The sequence below is a fragment of the Streptomyces sp. NRRL F-525 genome (assembly GCF_000716605.1).
In the GTDB taxonomy this organism is placed as follows: Bacteria; Actinomycetota; Actinomycetes; order Streptomycetales; family Streptomycetaceae; genus Streptomyces.
Genome location: NZ_JNXE01000012.1, coordinates 79,804 through 96,459, shown reverse-complemented (window position 1 = coordinate 96,459; position 16,656 = coordinate 79,804). Strand labels below are relative to the sequence as shown.

Genomic DNA, 16,656 nt, shown 5'->3' with positions numbered 1-16,656 from the left:
CCGTTCAGCACACCGGCCCCCGTTTCCTCAGGCGAATCGTTACTTGGCCACCCTTATTGGTGAAGCGCCTGCTCATCGGTCCCACGTCCGTACGTGCGAAAACTAGTTTCGTGGCCGGAGGTGACCGAACCATGACGGCCTGTGCGATCGAGCCCACGGCTCACGACGAGGACGAGGACGAGTGCGGGGAACCGCGGACCGATGGCACCGCGTGTGCGATCACCGCGGACGGGGCGTACGCCGCCCGCCTCGCGCCGGCCGGTGACTGCCTGTTCCCGGAGCGGTGGACGCTGGACGGCCCCGAGCCGTACGCCGTGCCGCTGCCCGGCAACCAGCCCGAGGAGCCCGGCACCGAGGTCCAGCCGATGGGCGACGGGCGGGTGCTCATCCGGCGGCTGGTCGACGGGCGGCACGCGTTCTCGCTGCTCTACCCGACCGGCCCGGGCACCGGTGAGCTGCCGCTCGGCGCGGTCGAGTGCCCGGACCCGGACACCCGGCTGCGGCTGCTGCCGCCCGCGCCGGGGGGCGAGAAGGCGTACGCCCTCGCCGTGGGCCGGCGCTCGACCGCCGTGTGGCTGGTGGCGGGCGGGGCGTTCGGGCCCGAGCATCTCGCGATGGTCCCGGGGCGCTGCTCGGGCGGGGTCTGGCTGGACCGGGCCGGGCGGATGCTGGCGCTGGACCGGGAGGTCGGCGGGCGGACCAAGGCGATCGTGGTCGACCTGGAACGGGACGGGGAGGTGTCGCCGCTGCTGCAGATCGCCGCGGACAGCGACGACCGGCTGCTCGCGGCCGACCCCGACAGCGGGCTGCTGCTGATCGGCTCGGACGCGCCGGCGCCGGGGCGGGGGGAACGGCTGGGCTGGGGGGTGGTCGGGTCCACGCTGCCGGTGCGGTTCCCGGAGTGCCTGCGGCTGCCGGACTGCACGGTGACGCCGTTCGCGATCCAGCCGGGGCAGGTGCTGATGCCGGAGAACTGCGGGGTCGCGCTGCGCGTCGACGGGCCGGCCGGCACCTGGTTCGCCGTATGGCGGCCCGCCGAGCGGCAGTTGCTCCAACTCCCGGCGCCCGAGGGGTGGTTGGCGGGCGCCGGGCTGTGGACCGAGGACGGGGTGCTGCGACTGCCGTACGCCACACCGGAAGTGCCGTGCGGTGTGGCGCGGTTCGCGGTGCCCAGGGGGGCGGGGGGAACGGGGGAAGCAGGGGACGCGGGGTCCCCTGCGGTAACGGGGGGCGTGGGGGGTACGGGGGAAACACGCCCGGAGGATCCGGTTCGGGACGGGACGGGGGGCGCGCCTGGGGAGGCCGTGCCGTCGCCGTCATCGCCGTCACAACCGGATCCTCCGGTGCCGGTCGCGCCGCGTCCGGTGCCCTTGCGGGAAGCGCCGCTCAAAGGCCGGGTGGCCGTCGGGTAACGAAGTGGTGCGGCTCGGTAACGAACTCGTTCCGGACGGCGGTCCGCCTCGCGTCACCCCGGGAACGGCTGGATAAGATCGCCGGGCTGTATGAAGGATCATGTTGCAACGGGGTGAACTTTCCGATGAACGACTCGAACACCGCGCAGACCATGTCTGCCGACACACACGACGCCTCCGGTCACGGCAAGCACCGGGGCCCGGTCTCGGCGCAGGACGGCGATTCGGCCGCCCACGGCCGGCACCGCAAGCCGTCCGAGCAGTCCACGCAGTCGAAGTACGCGGCGGTCTGACGACACGTCAGACGCCCTGCACCACCTCGCACGACACGGCCCCGCTCGTCTCCGGACGGGCGGGGCCGCCGCGTTCCCTAGGCCGTGTCCGGCTCCCGCTTGAGTCCCAGCACCTCGGCCGCCGCGAACGTCTCCCCCGGCGGTCGCTCCGCGTAGTGCGGGGTGAGTACGGCGTCCAGCTCGTCGTAGCTGAAGAGGTCCTGCTTGCTGTCGAACTTGGCCTGGACGTGCGGGCGTTCGACGATCGCGACCATGCCGCCGTGGACGACGAGGAGCTGGCCGTTGATCCGCTCGGCGGCGGGTGAGGCCAAGTAGCCGACGAGCGGGGCGACATGCTCGGGGGCGAGCGGGTCGAGGCCGTCGCCGTTCTCCCCGAACCCGGCGAAGACGTCCTCGGTCATCCGGGTGCGGGCGCGGGGGCAGATGGCGTTCGCGGTGACGCCGTACTTGGCGAGGGCGAGGGCCGTGGAGGTGGTCAGGCCGACGATTCCGCCTTTCGCGGCAGCATAGTTGGGCTGTCCGGCCGAGCCTGCGAGATACGCCTCGGACGAGGTGTTCACGATCCGCCCGTACACCGGTGCGCCGGTCGCCTTGGAGCGTTCGCGCCAGTGCCGGGCCGCGAAGTGGGTCGTGTTGAAGTGGCCCTTGAGGTGGACCCGGATCACCGCGTCCCACTCGCCCTCCGTCATGGAGAAGACCATGCGGTCGCGCAGGATGCCCGCGTTGTTGACGAGGATGTCGAGCCTGCCGAACTCGGCGACCGCCAACTCGACCAGTTCGGCGGCCTGTTGGAAGTCGGCGACGTCCCCGGTGTGGGCGGTGGCGCGGCCGCCCGCCGCGCGGATCTCGGCGGCGACCTCCTCGGCGGGACCGGCGGAGGCCGCCCCCGAACCGTCCCGGCCCGGCTGCCCGTAGTCGTTGACGACGACGGCCGCGCCGAGCCGGCCGAGCTCCAGCGCCTCGGCCCGGCCGAGCCCGCGTCCGGCGCCGGTGACGATCGCCGCAAGTCCCTCAAGTGGCAACGACATACCCGGTCCTCAGATCTCGATGCACGTACGCAGGGCCGTCCCCTGGCGCATCTGGTCGAGGGCCTCGTTGATGTCGGCCAGCGGAACGCGGTGGGTGATCAGGCTCTCCAGGTCGACGCGGCCCGCCCGCCACAGGGCGATCGTGCGCTCGTAGGAACGCAGCACGTCTCCCCCGCCGTACATCGAGGGGAGGATGCGCTTCTCGTCGAAGAACAGCTCGAACATGCTGAGTTGGAGATAGTCGTCCAGGGCGCCCGCGCCGACGACGACGAGGGTGCCGCCGCGCCGGGTGTTCTCGTAGGCGGTGCGGGCGGTGGCGGAGCGGCCGACGACCTCGAAGACGTAGTCGAACCCCTCGCCGCCGGTGACCTGTTGCTTGGCGTCGGGCAGCTCGTCCGGTGAAATCGCCTTCGTGGCACCGAACTTGAGCGCGGCCTCACGGCGGGAGGCGACCGGGTCGACGGCGACGATCTCGGCGGCGCCCTTGAGCCGGGCACCCTGGATCGCGGAGATGCCGACGCCCCCGCAGCCGATCACGGCGACCGACGAACCGGCTTGCACGTCAGCGGTGTTGAGGGCGGCGCCGAGTCCGGTGGTGACCCCGCAGCCGATGAGGGCGGCGATGTCGAAGGGCACGTCGTCGGGGATCGGTACGGCGCAGCCCGCGTCGACGACGACCTCCTCGGCGAAGGTGCCGGTGCCCGCGAAGCCGAACACATCGCCACTGGGGCGCTTGAAGTTGGGGGTACCCGCGTTCATGAACCCGGCCAGACACAGCTGGGTCTGGCCGCGCTTGCACGCCGGACACACCCCGCAGGCCGGCAGCCAGCAGACGACGACCCGGTCACCGGCCTTCAAGTGGCTTACGCCCTCGCCGACTTCGAGGATCTCGCCGGCACCTTCATGCCCCGGGACGAAGGGCGCGGGCTGTGGCAGTACGCCCGCCATCGCGGACAGGTCCGAGTGGCACAGCCCCGTGGCGCGCACCCGGATCCTGACCCGACCGGGCCCGAAGCCCGTCGCCTCGACGTCGTCGAGGACCTCCAGTTTGTCCTGGCCTATCTCGTGCAGTACGGCTGCGAGCATGGTGCGGCTCCCCTCAACTCGGGCTTGTCTCAGGAGTGTTCGACGATCGTGTCGGCGAGGACGGGCGCGTCGTCCCGTTCTACGGCGCTCACCGCGACCTGTACTTCCGCATCACCCCGGCGCCACATGCGGATGCGCAGCGTCTCGCCGGGGAACACGACCCCGGCGAACCGTGTGTCGTAGGAGCGCACCCGGGTCACGTCGCCGTCGAGCAGCGTGTCGACGACGGCCTTCAGCGTCATGCCGTAGGTGCACAGCCCGTGCAGGATGGGCCGGTCGAATCCGGCGAGCTTGGCGAACTCGGGGTCGGCGTGCAGGGGGTTCCAGTCGCCGGAGAGACGGTAGAGGAGGGCTTGGTCCTCGCGGATGGCACGCTCAACCACCTTGTAGGGCTCGCCTGTTGGGGGTTCGAGGCGTGCGGACGGCCCGCGGTCGCCACCCCATCCCCCCTCCCCCCGTACGAAGATCTGCGCGTCGTTGGTCCACAACGGGCCGTCGGCGTCGGCGACTTCGGTGCGCATGACGAGGACGGCCGCCTTGCCCTTGTCGTAGACGGCGGCGATGTGGCCGGTGCTGGTCGCGGTGCCCTGGGCCGGGATCGGGCGGTGCAGGCGCAGGGACTGGCCGCCGTGCAGGACGCGGGCGAGGTCGACCTCGATGCCGGGCATGGACAGGCCGCTGATGACGCCGGGTGAGCCGTTGCCCGCGACGGTGGCGAAACTCGGCAGGACGTGCAGCCGGGACTCCAGGGTGTAGCGCAGCTCGTCGGGGTCGGTCGCGGGGGTGCCCGCGCCGAGGCCGAGGTGGTAGAGCTGGACGTCCTTGGTGGTCCAGGAGATCTCGCCGGTCCGGGGTTCGGCCGCGAGGGCCTGGGCTGCGTCGATGGGCATGGGGCTCCTGATCGCCGGTGGTCGAAGACCTCGGTGCGGCCGTCCGCACCGTCGGCCGCACCGAGGTCGTCACGGGCCGACCTAGAACGCGTTCCAGTCCGGCGCCCTTCTGTATAGCCGAGCGCCCCGCACTTGTGAAGGCTCCTGACGGTGCGTCAGGTAGGTGTCCGCGCCGCCGTCGGTGACATTTGTCCTGCCCGAGTCCGTACATGCGCATCTGCCGGGCGAGGGGGCCGGATCCGTAGCGTCGTAGCCATGACACAGACAGGTGGGGCGGCGGACCGGACAGCGGCTGCCGTGTCTTTCGCGGGGGCGGTCAAGACCTTCGGCGCGGTGCGTGCCGTGGACGGTATGGACCTGGAGATCGGGCGCGGCGAGACGGTCGCGCTGCTCGGCCGCAACGGCGCGGGCAAGTCGACGACGATCTCGCTGCTGCTCGGGCTGAACGCGCCCGACGCCGGCACGGTCGAACTCTTCGGCGGGACACCGGAGTTGGCCGTGCGGAACGGCCTGGTCGGGGCGATGTTGCAGGAGTCGCGGGCGGTGCCCCGGGTCACCGTCGGCGAGCTGGTCGCGTTCGTCGCCCGGCGCTATCCGAAGCCGATGCCGGTCGCGCAGGCCCTGGAGCTGGCCGGTATCGGCGAGCTGGCCGGGCGGCGGGTGGACAGGCTGTCGGGCGGGCAGACACAGCGGGTGCGGTTCGCCGTGGCGCTGGCGGGGAACCCGTCGCTGATCGTCCTGGACGAGCCCACGGCCGCCCTGGATGTGGAGGCGCGGCACGCGTTCTGGCAGTCGATGCGGGCGTACGCCCGGCGCGGGCACACCGTGCTGTTCTCCACGCACTACCTGGAGGAGGCGGACGCGCACGCCGACCGGATCGTCGTCATCGACCGCGGCCGGATCGTCGCGGACGGCACCGGCGAGCAGCTCAAGCGCGCGGCCGGCGGCAGCCTCGTCTCCTTCGACCTGGCGGGCGGCTCCACCGAGGGTCTCGCCCAGCTGCCCGGCGTACGCACCCTCGAAGTCCGCGGCGACCGCGCGCTGTTGCGCACCGACGACTCGGACGCGACGGTGATCGCCCTCGCCGCCCGCAACGCGATCCGCGGCCTGGAGGTCACCCCGGCGTCCCTCGACGACGCGTTCCTCGCCCTGACGACACACGAACTGGAGACGGTGTGATGTTCGACTACCTGCGCCTCGAAGTACGCCGGACCCTGCGCGACGTCGGCTTCGTCATCGGTGGGATCGCGATGCCGGTGATGATGTACCTGCTGTTCACGAACCTCGGTGGTGACGACAGTGGCTACAAGGCCACGGCGATGGTCGGTATGGCCGCCTACGGCGCGGTCGGTTCCGCGCTCAACACCGGGGGCGGAGTCGCCGAGGACCGGGCGATCGGGTGGCTGCGGCAGTTGCGGGTGACGCCGATGACCCCGCGGCAGGTGGTGGTCGGCCGGGCGCTGACCGGTTCGGTGACCGTGCTGCCCTCGATCGTCGCCGTGCTCGCGGCGGGCGGACTGGTGAACGGCGTACGGCTGGACGCCTGGCAGTGGGCGGCGATCGCGCTGCTGCTGTGGCTCGGCTCGATCCCCTTCACCCTGCTCGGCCTCGGCAACGGCTACGGGCTCACCTCCCAGACCACCGGCGTCACGAACATGGCCTGCAACCTGGGGCTCTCGGTGATCGGCGGCCTGTGGTTCCCGATCAGCCTCTTCCCCGGCTGGCTGCGCGCGATCTCCCACTACACCCCGACCAACCGCTTCGCCGAACTCGGCACCTCCGTCGCCGACGGGCACGCCCCGGCACTCGGCGCGATCGCGGTGCTGACGGCTTGGCTGCTCGCGTTCGGTTCGTACGCTGTGCTGGCGTACCGCCGGACCGGGCGGACCGTGTGACCGGGGGAGCGAGAGAGATGACCTGGATGCGAGGGATCACCTGCCAGCTACAGCAGTGGCGGGCCGCGCGGACCCAGTGGAAGGCCGACATGGCGGAGTTCAAGACCGCGCAGAAGGAGGCCCGCCGCAAGGGCGAGCACCCCGAGCATCCGGGCCCGCCGCCGACCGGCTTCTCCCTGCTGCCGTGGCTGCTGATGGGCATGGGCTCCTTCTCCAACCTCCTCCAGGGCAAGACCTCCAACCCCTGGATCGGCGGTCTGGGCCTGTTCGCCTTCAACTCCCTCTACATCTATGTGGTGTTCCGGTCCTTCGTGAAGGAGAAGCGCCAGGCGGTCTCCACGCTGGTGGCACTGGTCGTGATGGGTCTGATCACCTGTGGCCTGGCCCTCGGCTACGGCGGCAGCTGGCTCTACTTCTTCCCCCTCCTCGGCCTCGCCACGGGCGCCGTCGTCCGGGGCCCGCGCCTCGGCCAGGTCGGCCTCGCCCTGACCGCCCTCGCCGCCGCGGTCTCCGTGTACCGGGCGGGCTGGGACGCGATCAACGTCGCCTACGGCACGTTCCTGTCCACGATGGTGACCGCGGCGATCCTCTCCCTCTCCGAGGCCGTACGCGAACTGCGCGCCGCCCGCGAGGAGTTGGCCCGCCGCGCGGTCGAGAAGGAACGGATGCGGTTCTCCCGCGACCTGCACGACCTGCTGGGGCACACCCTCTCGGTGATCGTCGTGAAGTCGGAGGCGGCCCGGCGTCTCGCACCCCGCGACATGGAGGCCGCGCTCGGCCAGATCACCGACATCGAGGCCGTGGGCCGGCAGGCGCTCACCGAGATCCGCGAGGCGGTCACCGGTTACCGCGAGGGCAGCCTCGCCACCGAACTGGACCGCGCCCGCTCCGCCCTGTCCGCCGCCGACATCGACCCGGTGGTCCGCCAGTCGGGCCCGCCCCTGACCCCGCAGAACGAGGCCCTGCTGGGCTGGGTGGTCCGCGAGGCGGTCACCAATGCCGTACGGCACAGCCGTGCCACCCGCTGCGAGATCACCCTCGACGGCATCCTGGACCGCGTCCGCCTCACCATCGCCGACGACGGCACGGGCGACTCATCGGCGACCGGCCCCGCCGAGGGCGTCGGCGGGACCGGCCTGAAGGGCCTCACGGAACGCCTCGCGGTGGCGGGCGGCTCCTTGCGGGCCGGCCCGTCACCACGCGGCGGCTTCACGGTCACCGCCGAACTCCCCGTGGAGGCAGCGGACTTGGCCGCTACGGCGCCCAGGGAGCCGTGACGACCCAGCTCACGTCGTCCGTCCACGAGGTCGCGCTGTCGAAGGCGTTGGAGCCGCCGTCGCTCGCGATGTAGACGTTGTAGTTGTAGTGCCGGAGATATCTGGTCGGGTAGTTGTACGACGCGAACGACGTGCCCGTGCCGCTCTTGCCGGTCGAGGCGCAGAACGTGGCGTCCTGTCTGAACTGCGTTGTCCCGACCATGGGTTGGCGATAGAGCTGGTAGTTGTAGTGCCGCAGGAAGTCACCGGGATAGTTCCGTGACTCGAACGAATAGCAGGAGCTGTCGGCGAGTCCCCTGCGGACGATCCAGGTGGCGTCGCTCTTGTCGAGTGCCGCGCTGCTGGACGTGATCGCCGAGAGGACCGCCGCGTTGTTCTGGTGGCGGATGTAGTCGCCGGTGCAGCACGAGGTGGTCGCCCGCAGCGAGATCTCCGAACCGGCCGCCAGCGTCCCGGTGGTGCCGGTCGAGGCGCCGTAGCCGACGGAGACGATGTTCGCCTGTACGGAGTTGTCGGCGGCGTCGGTCGGGATGCCGGCGGTCATGACGCCCTCGAAGAACGAGCCGATGGAGCCGTTGCTGTTGTCCCCGCCGGTGCCCAGGACGATCGCGCCTTCCTGATGCATGGGTGAGTAACCGCTCGTGGTGGGTTCACCCCCGGAATAGGAGGTCGTGAGACTCCCCGACTGCGCGTTTCCGGATTTCAGCGCGAAATGGTCCTGACCGTTGTTTTTCAGCAAAGCGGTGACGAACGGTATCGCTCCGGTGCCGGTGTTCGCCGTGTTCTTGCTGTACCCGGAGTCCGACTGGAACAGCCCGTTCTCCAGGTCGGCCTGCACCCAGGGGCCGCTGCCGTAGCAGGGCGCGAACCAGCACTCCGTACCGAAGTTGATCGCGTCCATGTGACCGTTGCCGGTGTCCTGGTTGTTGGTCTCGGCGTTGCCGTAGTCGAAGCAGCAACTGCCGTTGACGTGGGTGCCCGAGGTCACCATGTACATCCCCTCGGCGGCACCGTTGGTGGCCACGCCCGAGGTGGAGTTGTCGCGGTAGCCCATGCCGGCCGAGATCTCCAGGCCGTAGACCTGATGCCCGCCGGCGGTCACCGGCAGCGCGTCCGCGGGCGCCCCGACATCGGCGACACCGGCCCCGCCCGCGCCCTCGATCGTGAGGTCGTTGTGGCGCGCGGACTGGTCGTAGATCTTGGTGATGACGCAGGTCGTACCGGCACAGAACGAGTCCTGCGCCGCCGCGTTGGCATACCCCCCGGCCGCCAGCAGACCGATGTTCGCGGTGGCGCTGTCGGAGGCCCGCTGCACCTGGTACAGCGAGCCGTTGTACGACGAGTAGAGCGCCCGGACGAGACTGTGCGCGGCGACGCAGGGCGTGCCGGCGGTGGCGTAGATGTCGCACGGCAGCGAGCCGGCGGCCGACGCCTGCGGCACGCCTACGGCCAGCGCGAGGACGGTCACGAGCGCGGACAGTGCGGCGAGGGTGGCGTTTCTCAGCCGGCGCGGCCGGGTGCGGAGGAATCTCGGGAACACGGTGCACCTCTTCTGTTGCGGGTAGGGCGGTGCGGGTGGTCAGTACAGGTGGTCGGTGCGGGTCGTCGGTGCGGGTGGGGCGGGGTGCTCGGAGTTGCGGCGCGAGCGACCGGTCGATATACCGAACGCCGTTCGATCGATATGCCGAACCCATTCGCGATCGAAATGTCGAACTGCCGAAAGTTTGTCGAAAGGTTTCCGGAATCGGCCCGGCACGGGAAATTCCTGGGGTGATTGCAGAATGCCGAGGCGATTGTTTGCCCGCAGCCGGAGACCGTCAAGACTCGCGGACGCGAACAATGAAGAGTTTTTGACAACCGGCCTGGGTCTCCCTGGGCCTTACTCTTGCCCCGTGGATGAGATGCCCCGGGACCACCGGCCCGCCAAGTCCGTCAGAGTGCTGCTCGCCGAGGACCAGGGCATGATGCGCGGCGCCCTCGCCCTGCTGCTCGGCATGGAGGCGGACCTGGAGGTCGTCGCCCAGGTCGGCAGGGGTGACACGATCGTGGACGCCGCCCTGACCCACCGCCCCGACGTCGCCCTCCTCGACATCGAACTCCCCGGCATGAGCGGCCTGGACGCCGCCGCCGAACTCCGCGAACAGGCCCCGGACTGCCGGGTGTTGATCCTCACGACCTTCGGCCGCCCCGGTTATCTGCGCCGCGCGATGGAGGCGGGCGCGGCGGGCTTCCTGGTGAAGGACGGCCCGGTGGAGGACCTCGCCGCCGCGATCCGCCGCGTCCTGACCGGCGAGACGGTCATCGACCCGGCCCTGGCCGCCGCCGCGCTGAGCGCGGGCCCGAACCCCCTCACCGCCCGCGAGTGCGACGTCCTCAAGGCCTCGGTGGACGGCGCGACGGTCTCCGACATCGCCACGAAGCTCCACCTCTCCGAGTCCACCGTCCGCAACTACCTCTCCTCGGCGATCGGCAAAACGGGAACCCGCAACCGCATGGAGGCCATGCGGGAGGCCCGACAACAGGGCTGGTTGTAGGCCTACGGCGAGGCGGGGGGGATGACCGTGGGAACAGAACAGTCGAGTCCTCCGAGCCGCTGGCCCAGAGGTACCGGCTTCGGGATCCTCTTCGGTGGACTGACCGCGGTGGTGTCCACTGCTGCCATCGGGAGGGCATGGGCTGCTTGTGACGTCGGCGTCAACGCAGCGGCCAACGGTACGACTCTGCTCTTTCTCGCTCCTCTCATATGGATCGCCGCCGCGATTCCATGGGTGATCCTGCACGGCACCCTCGGAAGACGTCATCGCAGGACAGCCCTTGCCGCAGGGCTCGTCTTCACCCTGTGGTTCGCCTGGTTCCTGGTCACTTGGCTCGGCATGCCGGACTCCTACCCCGCCCCGTTGTGCCCGGGCAACGTCCCGCCCTGGTGGCCGAGCTTCATCCCGGCATGACTCGGCGAAGCCTGCGAACCTGCGCGTGTTACGAGTTCTGCGCACCAAGTCCCCGGCGGAACAACGCCGTCCAGAGAAAGTCCTCCCCGAAGCACGGCGAGGCGTCCGGCTCGGCGCGCATCCGGCGCAGCTCGACCATCTCCAACTCCCCGAATATCCAGCGCAGTTCATCCGGCGTGTAGGCCAACCCGCCCTGAAGCCCGGAGCCGCGGTAGAGCTCGGCGTCGGGCAGTTCGGACCCCATGCCGCCGGCGGCGAAGCACGTGAGCGCGAAGTGCCCGCCGGGTGCGAGGACTTGGTCCAGCAGGGCGAGGTAGCTGATGCGTCGGTGCGGGGGCAGGTGGTGGAAACAGCCGGAGTCGTAGACGAGGTCGTAGGGGCCGGGGAGTTGGGTACCGGCGAGGGCGAAGGCGTCCCCGCAGTGGAATCGGGCCCGGATTCCCGAGACGTGCGCCCGCTCCTCCGCCCACGCGACAGCCGTAGGCGACAGATCCACCCCGTCCACCTCGAAGCCCCACGCGGCGAGTTGAAGCGCGTTGCGCCCCGGACCACACCCCAGGTCCAGGGCACGACCACCCCCACCCCCGCCGATCAGCCCCCGCTCGACATACCCGACCAGGTTCTCGTCCGGCTTAGCCACAAAGAACGGCACCGGCTTGTCCCGGTCGGCATAGAACCCGTCCCACCAAGAGGCACCCCGCGAACTCCAACGGTCGGCCTCCGGCGCGAACAGCCCGTCCAGGAGCCGGAGTACATCGTCGACCGTGCGTATGTCCCGCCCGTGCTGGCTACGATCCGTCCGGTCCATCCGGCCCCCTCTCCAATGCGCCGATCGTAGGAGCGGACGGGTCCAAGGCCCAGGTCAGCACGGATCCTGGACACTCACACGAATGCCGCCAACACCCTTGCACGAGGCGGGAGTCGACCCCGGAAGGCCACCGTTCCGGGGACGGGCCGAAACCGCGTCGGCACCCCACCCGAAGGCCACCAGGGCCCCAGTCCCGGCCACCCCCGGCCCTACTTTTCAAGAATCGGATCCGGAGGGGTGTCAGCGGGCCGGGACGGCACCCTCTACCGGTCCCGGCCGGCCGTCGCGGTCAACTGGGCGGTGGGTCCGCCAACAGCACCACGCGGTCGATCACCGGGTCGAACCCGAGTACCGGATTCCCGTAATCGCCCTCGGCGGTCATGGCCACCGGCTTGCCCAGTCGGCGACCGATCGTGCGCAGGAAGCCGCACAGAACGTCCACTCCAGCCTGGCCCCGCAGTTCGTGAAGGTCGACGTCGAAGTCGATCTCGTCAACGGCCATCGGCCGGAAGATCACCAGCACATCCGGGACCGGCCAGACCCGCAGATCGACCGTCTCCGCGTCAGCGGGACGCGACAACACCTCCGCCGCCGACGGCAGTGGCCCGGCGACTCCGCCCACCGAGTACTCCCACGTCCATCCGCTCGACCGAACCAAGTCGAACACGACCTGCCAGTCCTCGACCGAGGCACCCGCCACGCACACGTCCGGCAGGGCACCCATCAGCTCAGGGTCGAAGAAGTCCCTGACGTCATCCCACAGCAGATCCGGCACCCCGCCATGCTGCCCACCAGCCCGCCCGAGCGCAGCCCGATTTCCTTGACGAACCCCATAGAGGCACCCTCCGACCCGACCCGGACACCCTCCTCAGCCCACACCCCCGGCCTTCACAAGCGGCGCATCCCGCGACAACTCCCGGAACCCGAGCCCGTAGTACAGCCCCCGTGCCCGGGGATGCCCCGGCGCCCCCAGGCACGCGACCGTCGCATGCGTGGCCCCGGCTGCCCGCGCCCGGTGCATCCCGTGCAGGAGCATCGCTCTCGCCAACCCCCGCCGCCGGTACTCCGGATGCGTCCCGACCGGTTCGAACTCGGCGCTTCTGTTCGCCTCGTCGAGCCACATGATCGTCGAGGAGGCCATCGTGCCGTCCGGTGCCTCCACCAGGATGTGCAGGTCGCCGCGGTAGCCCGGTGTCCGCCGGACGCTCTCGTAGCTCTCGGCCGTGTATGCCGAGGGGGACCAGGCGTCGAGGTGGGCCTGGACCGCAGCCTCGGGGCCGGCCTCGTCGGCGGTGCGGAACCTGAACCCCGTTGGGAGAACCGGGTGTTCCACCTCCGTCAGGTCCCGCTCGTTCAGCTGGGTCCAGGACCCGGTGTCGCCGAGCGCGGCCGAGTCGGTCTCGTAGCCGTGCGCCGCCCATCGCTTCAGGGCGAATCCGTCCGCGGCGCTGGGCATCACCGTCCGCTCGATGCCCGCCGCCGTAGCGTCGTACCAGTCGATCACCTCGTCGATGAGCTCGGCATGGTCGGGGTGGACCTGGTACGTGAGGCAGGCCTCGGTGACGTCCTTCACCGAACCGTCGTTCCGCCGCACCCGGTGCGGAAGGGTGGCCCAGGCCCACGCCACCAGCTCCCCGTCGGAGAGCCACAGCCGGCGCGGTCGGCCCGTGTCGTCCTCGGCGCGGCCCTTGCCCCAGTTCCAGGCCAGCTCGCCGAACATCGCTTCGGCGTTCACCAGCTCCGGGCGGACGGCGGTGACACGCTGCGCCAGCCCCTGCATGAGCCGCAACTCCGCGGCGGTGACAAGCTCGACGTTCGTCATGGTGGGTCACTGTGTCAGGGCCGCGCGAGGTCGGCGAACCGTTTTCCGGGCCACCGACACCCACCGCCCCGCGTCACGCCCCTGAGGGCGAACCCCCGAACTCTCCCCGCACCGGCGCTACTTCGTCACCTTCACCGAGTCGAACGTCGTCCCCTCCGGCCCGACGCACACGAACCAGTCGTCCGATGAGCCGACCACCGGCCGGATCGCCGATTCGTCGCTGTTGACGTCGGCGCCCTCCGCGACCCTGCGGGCGACGGTCGAGCTGCCGTCCTTCCAACTGCACGTGACCTCCTGGGCGGTCTTGGCGACCTGACCCATCACCAGGCGCTGCGGGGTGGTGTGCTTCGGGTCCAGGGAGAGCGCGACCGATTCGAGGTCGGTGCCCGCCATGACGTCCTTCGTGTCGACCGAGTTCTGCGTGAGGACGGAATCCTTCCCGTCCCCGATGGCCCGGCGCGTGAAGTACGAGTACTTGCCGACCAGTTGGGACGTCTTGCCCGCGTCCATTCCCACCGGCACCTCGCCGAACGCCTTCATGCGCTGGAACTGGGCCCAGGCCTCCCCTTCGGTGCGCGGGGCGCCCCACACGTCGACGGTGACCTGCCACTCCTTGCCGCCGATCTCACCGATGCCGATCAGGGTCCCCCGCGGCTCGTACACACTCCGCTCCTCCGGAGTCAACGGCGCGGTCGACTCCTGCTTCACCGCCGGTGACACCTCGACCCCGCTCCCATCACGCAGCCCGGCCAACGCGAGCGTGCCCGACCCGCCGACGATCACCAGGGCCGCCGCCGTGGCGAGTGCCCAGCGGCGGGCCCGGCGTCGGCGGCCGCCGCGGATCACCGCCTGGTAGGGGGCTATACCGATCTCGACCTCGTCCGCGGCGTCGGCCAGCAGGAGGGCGATGTCTCTGTCCGTCATGGTCTGGTTCGTCTCCCGGTCCGCGCTCATCACTGCCGCCCTCCCTGCGTCACCATCTCGGCGAGTCCCGGTATGGCGCGGAGTTTCGCGATCCCCTTGGCCGCGTTGCTCTTCACCGCGCCGACCGAGCAGCCCATCGCCTGGGCCGTCTGTGTCTCGGTCAAGTCCTCCCAGTACCGCAGCACCACCGCTTCCCGCTGCCTGGGCGGCAGTTGGGCCAGCGCCTGCAACAGCGCGCTGCGGTCGTCGGCCTGGGCGATGCGGTCACCGGTGTCGGCGATCTCGCGCACCAGACCCGAGTCATCCTTGGGCGCCAGGAACTCCTTGAGCCGTCTGCGGTGTTTGCGTGCGTGCGCGTTGATCATCACGCGCCGTACGTACGCCTCCGGATCGTCGGCCGAGCCGACCTTGCGCCAGGCCACAAAGGTCTGTTCGAGCGTCGACTGGACCAGATCCTCCGCGGCGTGCTGCTCCCCCGTCAGAAGAAATGCCGTCCGCATCAGCCGCGGCCAGCGGCCGATGACAAAGCTCTGGAACCCGTCATCCCGAGCCTCCCGAGCCTGCTTGCGATCCCCCATGGGCACCTCCTAGATGGTTAAAGGAGTCCATGAACCGCCCGAACCGTTGCCTCACCTCTCAAAAAACCATTGCCTCACTTCTCGAAAGTCGTGGAAGTCGTGGAAGTCGCGGAACTCTCGGACTCCGCAGCCACCGCCGGGCCCGCACCCGCACCGGCCCTTGCCCCCGCATCAGCCCCAGCCCCGACCTCCGAAGCCCCCGCCCCCTTCCCCCACGGCAGCCACACCACCATCAGCACCACCCCACCGAGCAGCACCCCCGCCCCCGTCCGGAACGCCAGCGCATACCCCTCCGTCAGCGCCCGCAGGGTCCCCGCACCGCCACCCGCCGCCCGCTCCGTACGCCCCGCGGCGATCGTCGACATCACGGCGAGCCCCAGCGAACCCCCCATCGTGCGCGAGGTGTTGATCAGCCCGGAGACCAGCCCGGCCTCCCCCGGCGCCGCCCCCGACGTGGCGAGCGCGGCGAGCGGGGTAGCGGTCAGACCGGCGCCCAGCATCATCAGGATTCCGGGGAACATGATCTCGGTCAGGTAGTCCCCTCTCACCGTCATCAGGGACTGCCAGCCGAAACCCACCGCCGCGAGCAGCGTCCCGATCACGGCCACGTTGCGCGCGCCGAGCACCGGCATGAAACGGGGCGCCGACTTGGAGCCGAGGAGGACCGCCAGCGAACTCGGCACCAGCGCGAGCCCCGCCTCCAGCGGGCTGTACCCGAGCACGTTCTGCGCGTACAAGGTCATGAAGAACCACATGCAGAACATCGCGGACCCGGACAGGAACATCGCCGCGTTCGCCGACGACACCGCCCGCGCCCGGAACAGCCCGAGCGGCATCAGCGGAGCCGCCGTACGCGCCTCGACGACGAGGAAGAGCGCGATCAGCGCGAGTCCGGCGGCCAGCGGCACCAGGGTGGCCGCGGCCGTCCACCCCTCGGCCTCGGTCTGCGAGATGCCGTACGCCAGGACGCCGAGCCCCGCCGTGACCAGGACGGCGCCGGGCAGATCGAGCCGCCGCCGGTCCCCGGCCCGGCTCTCCGGGAGCCGGCGCAGGGAGCTGAGCAGCACCACCGCGCCGACGGGCACGTTGATGAGGAGCACCCACCGCCAGGACAGGGTGTCCACGAGCACCCCGCCGACGAGTCCGCCCGCGGCCCCTCCTCCCGCGCCGACCGCCGTCCAGGTGGCGATGGCCCGGGCACGGGCCGCGCCCTCCGCGACCGCCGAGGTGACGATGGTCAGCGTCGAGGGCGCCAGCACCGCGGCCCCCAGTCCCTGCACGGCCCGGGCGAGCAGCAACTGCCAGCCGTCCTGGGCCAGTCCGCCGCACAGCGAGGCCAGGGTGAACAGCGCGAGCCCGACCAGGAACATCCGCTTGCGGCCGTAGAGGTCACCGGCCCGTCCGCCGAGGAGCATGAACCCGGCGAAGGCGATGGCGTACGCGTTGACCACCCACTGCAGCCCGGACGCGCTCATCCCCAGGTCGGCCCGCATCGACGGCAGCGCCACGTTGACGACGGACACGTCGAGCACGACGAGGAACTGCCCGGCGCACGCGAGCGCCACGACCAGCCAGGCGGGCGGTGCGGCGCCGCGGGGGAACAGGCGGGATATTCGGGAGACGTCAGCGGCTCGGGGCATGGTGGTCATCCTCCCAACCGGCCCGTGCCCCTTGCATCGGCATTTCGCCCGGGTC

17 protein-coding genes are annotated in these 16,656 nt (G+C 70.7%); 7 read left to right on the top strand and 10 right to left on the bottom strand.

The features are described 5' to 3' along the window. The first annotated feature begins 131 nt into the window (after positions 1 to 131). Positions 132 to 1,412, top strand: a complete 1,281-nt coding sequence (locus tag OO69_RS18990; RefSeq protein WP_033281886.1) for a hypothetical protein — start codon at positions 132 to 134, stop codon at positions 1,410 to 1,412. Positions 1,413 to 1,537: 125 nt separating this feature from the next. Beyond that, on the top strand, positions 1,538 to 1,705 hold the full coding sequence (locus tag OO69_RS52510; protein ID WP_199810983.1) for a hypothetical protein: 168 nt from the start codon (positions 1,538 to 1,540) through the stop codon (positions 1,703 to 1,705). Positions 1,706 to 1,782: 77 nt separating this feature from the next. Here the strand turns inward: OO69_RS52510 and OO69_RS18985 are convergent, their stop codons facing one another. Genes OO69_RS18985 through OO69_RS18975 form a run of 3 tightly spaced genes read right to left on the bottom strand, consistent with a single transcriptional unit; the run spans position 1,783 to position 4,709 of the window. Then, positions 1,783 to 2,733, bottom strand: a complete 951-nt coding sequence (locus OO69_RS18985) for a 3-oxoacyl-ACP reductase (RefSeq protein WP_033281885.1) — start codon at positions 2,731 to 2,733, stop codon at positions 1,783 to 1,785. Positions 2,734 to 2,742: 9 nt separating this feature from the next. Next, a complete protein-coding gene (locus OO69_RS18980; RefSeq protein ID WP_033281884.1) occupies positions 2,743 to 3,819 on the bottom strand; it encodes a Zn-dependent alcohol dehydrogenase in 1,077 nt (358 codons plus the stop codon). Between the two features lie 29 nt (positions 3,820 to 3,848). Next, positions 3,849 to 4,709 (bottom strand): MaoC/PaaZ C-terminal domain-containing protein, encoded by an 861-nt coding sequence (locus OO69_RS18975; protein ID WP_033281883.1) that lies wholly within the window; start codon positions 4,707 to 4,709, stop codon positions 3,849 to 3,851. A 255-nt stretch (positions 4,710 to 4,964) separates the two neighbouring features. On the opposite strand from OO69_RS18975, the gene OO69_RS18970 reads away from it, so the two are divergent. Genes OO69_RS18970 through OO69_RS18960 form a run of 3 tightly spaced genes read left to right on the top strand, consistent with a single transcriptional unit; the run spans position 4,965 to position 7,881 of the window. Beyond that, entirely contained in the window at positions 4,965 to 5,888 is a 924-nt protein-coding gene (locus OO69_RS18970) for an ABC transporter ATP-binding protein (RefSeq protein WP_106971066.1), read from the top strand. Next, positions 5,888 to 6,604, top strand: coding sequence for an ABC transporter permease (locus tag OO69_RS18965; protein WP_033281881.1), 717 nt, complete (start codon positions 5,888 to 5,890; stop codon positions 6,602 to 6,604). Before OO69_RS18970 ends, OO69_RS18965 begins: the two co-directional genes overlap by 1 nt. A gap of 17 nt (positions 6,605 to 6,621) precedes the next feature. Next, the gene (locus OO69_RS18960) at positions 6,622 to 7,881 is read left to right on the top strand and encodes a sensor histidine kinase (RefSeq protein ID WP_051801103.1); all 1,260 of its coding nucleotides are present in this window, start codon (positions 6,622 to 6,624) and stop codon (positions 7,879 to 7,881) included. Here the strand turns inward: OO69_RS18960 and OO69_RS18955 are convergent. After that, entirely contained in the window at positions 7,859 to 9,421 is a 1,563-nt protein-coding gene (locus OO69_RS18955; protein ID WP_033281880.1) for an alpha-L-arabinofuranosidase B, read from the bottom strand. The two genes, OO69_RS18960 and OO69_RS18955, sit on opposite strands and share 23 nt — an antisense overlap. A gap of 361 nt (positions 9,422 to 9,782) precedes the next feature. Between OO69_RS18955 and OO69_RS18950 the strand changes: the two genes are divergently transcribed. Continuing rightward, positions 9,783 to 10,415 (top strand): response regulator transcription factor, encoded by a 633-nt coding sequence (locus OO69_RS18950; protein WP_033281879.1) that lies wholly within the window; start codon positions 9,783 to 9,785, stop codon positions 10,413 to 10,415. Between the two features lie 108 nt (positions 10,416 to 10,523). After that, positions 10,524 to 10,829, top strand: coding sequence for a hypothetical protein (locus tag OO69_RS53005; RefSeq protein ID WP_234444474.1), 306 nt, complete (start codon positions 10,524 to 10,526; stop codon positions 10,827 to 10,829). A gap of 28 nt (positions 10,830 to 10,857) precedes the next feature. Here the strand turns inward: OO69_RS53005 and OO69_RS18945 are convergent, their stop codons facing one another. From OO69_RS18945 to OO69_RS18920, 6 genes are all read right to left on the bottom strand, one after another. Then, positions 10,858 to 11,637 (bottom strand): class I SAM-dependent methyltransferase, encoded by a 780-nt coding sequence (locus tag OO69_RS18945; RefSeq protein ID WP_033281878.1) that lies wholly within the window; start codon positions 11,635 to 11,637, stop codon positions 10,858 to 10,860. A gap of 289 nt (positions 11,638 to 11,926) precedes the next feature. Beyond that, the gene (locus OO69_RS18940; protein ID WP_033281877.1) at positions 11,927 to 12,412 is read right to left on the bottom strand and encodes a hypothetical protein; all 486 of its coding nucleotides are present in this window, start codon (positions 12,410 to 12,412) and stop codon (positions 11,927 to 11,929) included. Between the two features lie 93 nt (positions 12,413 to 12,505). Continuing rightward, on the bottom strand, positions 12,506 to 13,459 hold the full coding sequence (locus OO69_RS18935; RefSeq protein WP_033281876.1) for a GNAT family N-acetyltransferase: 954 nt from the start codon (positions 13,457 to 13,459) through the stop codon (positions 12,506 to 12,508). Between the two features lie 117 nt (positions 13,460 to 13,576). Then, a complete protein-coding gene (locus OO69_RS18930; RefSeq protein ID WP_234444473.1) occupies positions 13,577 to 14,383 on the bottom strand; it encodes a hypothetical protein in 807 nt (268 codons plus the stop codon). A 29-nt stretch (positions 14,384 to 14,412) separates the two neighbouring features. Next, the gene (locus tag OO69_RS18925; RefSeq protein WP_033281874.1) at positions 14,413 to 14,961 is read right to left on the bottom strand and encodes a SigE family RNA polymerase sigma factor; all 549 of its coding nucleotides are present in this window, start codon (positions 14,959 to 14,961) and stop codon (positions 14,413 to 14,415) included. A 74-nt stretch (positions 14,962 to 15,035) separates the two neighbouring features. Beyond that, on the bottom strand, positions 15,036 to 16,610 hold the full coding sequence (locus OO69_RS18920) for an MFS transporter (RefSeq protein ID WP_420707892.1): 1,575 nt from the start codon (positions 16,608 to 16,610) through the stop codon (positions 15,036 to 15,038). Between the last annotated feature and the right edge of the window lie 46 nt (positions 16,611 to 16,656).

What these genes read in the sequence shown, in the direction of transcription:
- OO69_RS18980 (WP_033281884.1), bottom strand. Translation starts at nt 3,819, where the DNA reads ATGCTCGCAGCCGTACTGCACGAGATAGGCCAGGACAAACTGGAGGTC.
- OO69_RS18970 (WP_106971066.1), top strand. Translation starts at nt 4,965, where the DNA reads ATGACACAGACAGGTGGGGCGGCGGACCGGACAGCGGCTGCCGTGTCT.
- OO69_RS18920 (WP_420707892.1), bottom strand. Translation starts at nt 16,610, where the DNA reads ATGACCACCATGCCCCGAGCCGCTGACGTCTCCCGAATATCCCGCCTG.
- OO69_RS18935 (WP_033281876.1), bottom strand. Translation starts at nt 13,459, where the DNA reads ATGACGAACGTCGAGCTTGTCACCGCCGCGGAGTTGCGGCTCATGCAG.
- OO69_RS18965 (WP_033281881.1), top strand. Translation starts at nt 5,888, where the DNA reads ATGTTCGACTACCTGCGCCTCGAAGTACGCCGGACCCTGCGCGACGTC.
- OO69_RS18950 (WP_033281879.1), top strand. Translation starts at nt 9,783, where the DNA reads ATGCCCCGGGACCACCGGCCCGCCAAGTCCGTCAGAGTGCTGCTCGCC.
- OO69_RS18925 (WP_033281874.1), bottom strand. Translation starts at nt 14,961, where the DNA reads ATGGGGGATCGCAAGCAGGCTCGGGAGGCTCGGGATGACGGGTTCCAG.
- OO69_RS18945 (WP_033281878.1), bottom strand. Translation starts at nt 11,637, where the DNA reads ATGGACCGGACGGATCGTAGCCAGCACGGGCGGGACATACGCACGGTC.
- OO69_RS18960 (WP_051801103.1), top strand. Translation starts at nt 6,622, where the DNA reads ATGACCTGGATGCGAGGGATCACCTGCCAGCTACAGCAGTGGCGGGCC.
- OO69_RS18990 (WP_033281886.1), top strand. Translation starts at nt 132, where the DNA reads ATGACGGCCTGTGCGATCGAGCCCACGGCTCACGACGAGGACGAGGAC.
- OO69_RS52510 (WP_199810983.1), top strand. Translation starts at nt 1,538, where the DNA reads ATGAACGACTCGAACACCGCGCAGACCATGTCTGCCGACACACACGAC.
- OO69_RS18985 (WP_033281885.1), bottom strand. Translation starts at nt 2,733, where the DNA reads ATGTCGTTGCCACTTGAGGGACTTGCGGCGATCGTCACCGGCGCCGGA.
- OO69_RS18930 (WP_234444473.1), bottom strand. Translation starts at nt 14,383, where the DNA reads ATGACGGACAGAGACATCGCCCTCCTGCTGGCCGACGCCGCGGACGAG.
- OO69_RS18975 (WP_033281883.1), bottom strand. Translation starts at nt 4,709, where the DNA reads ATGCCCATCGACGCAGCCCAGGCCCTCGCGGCCGAACCCCGGACCGGC.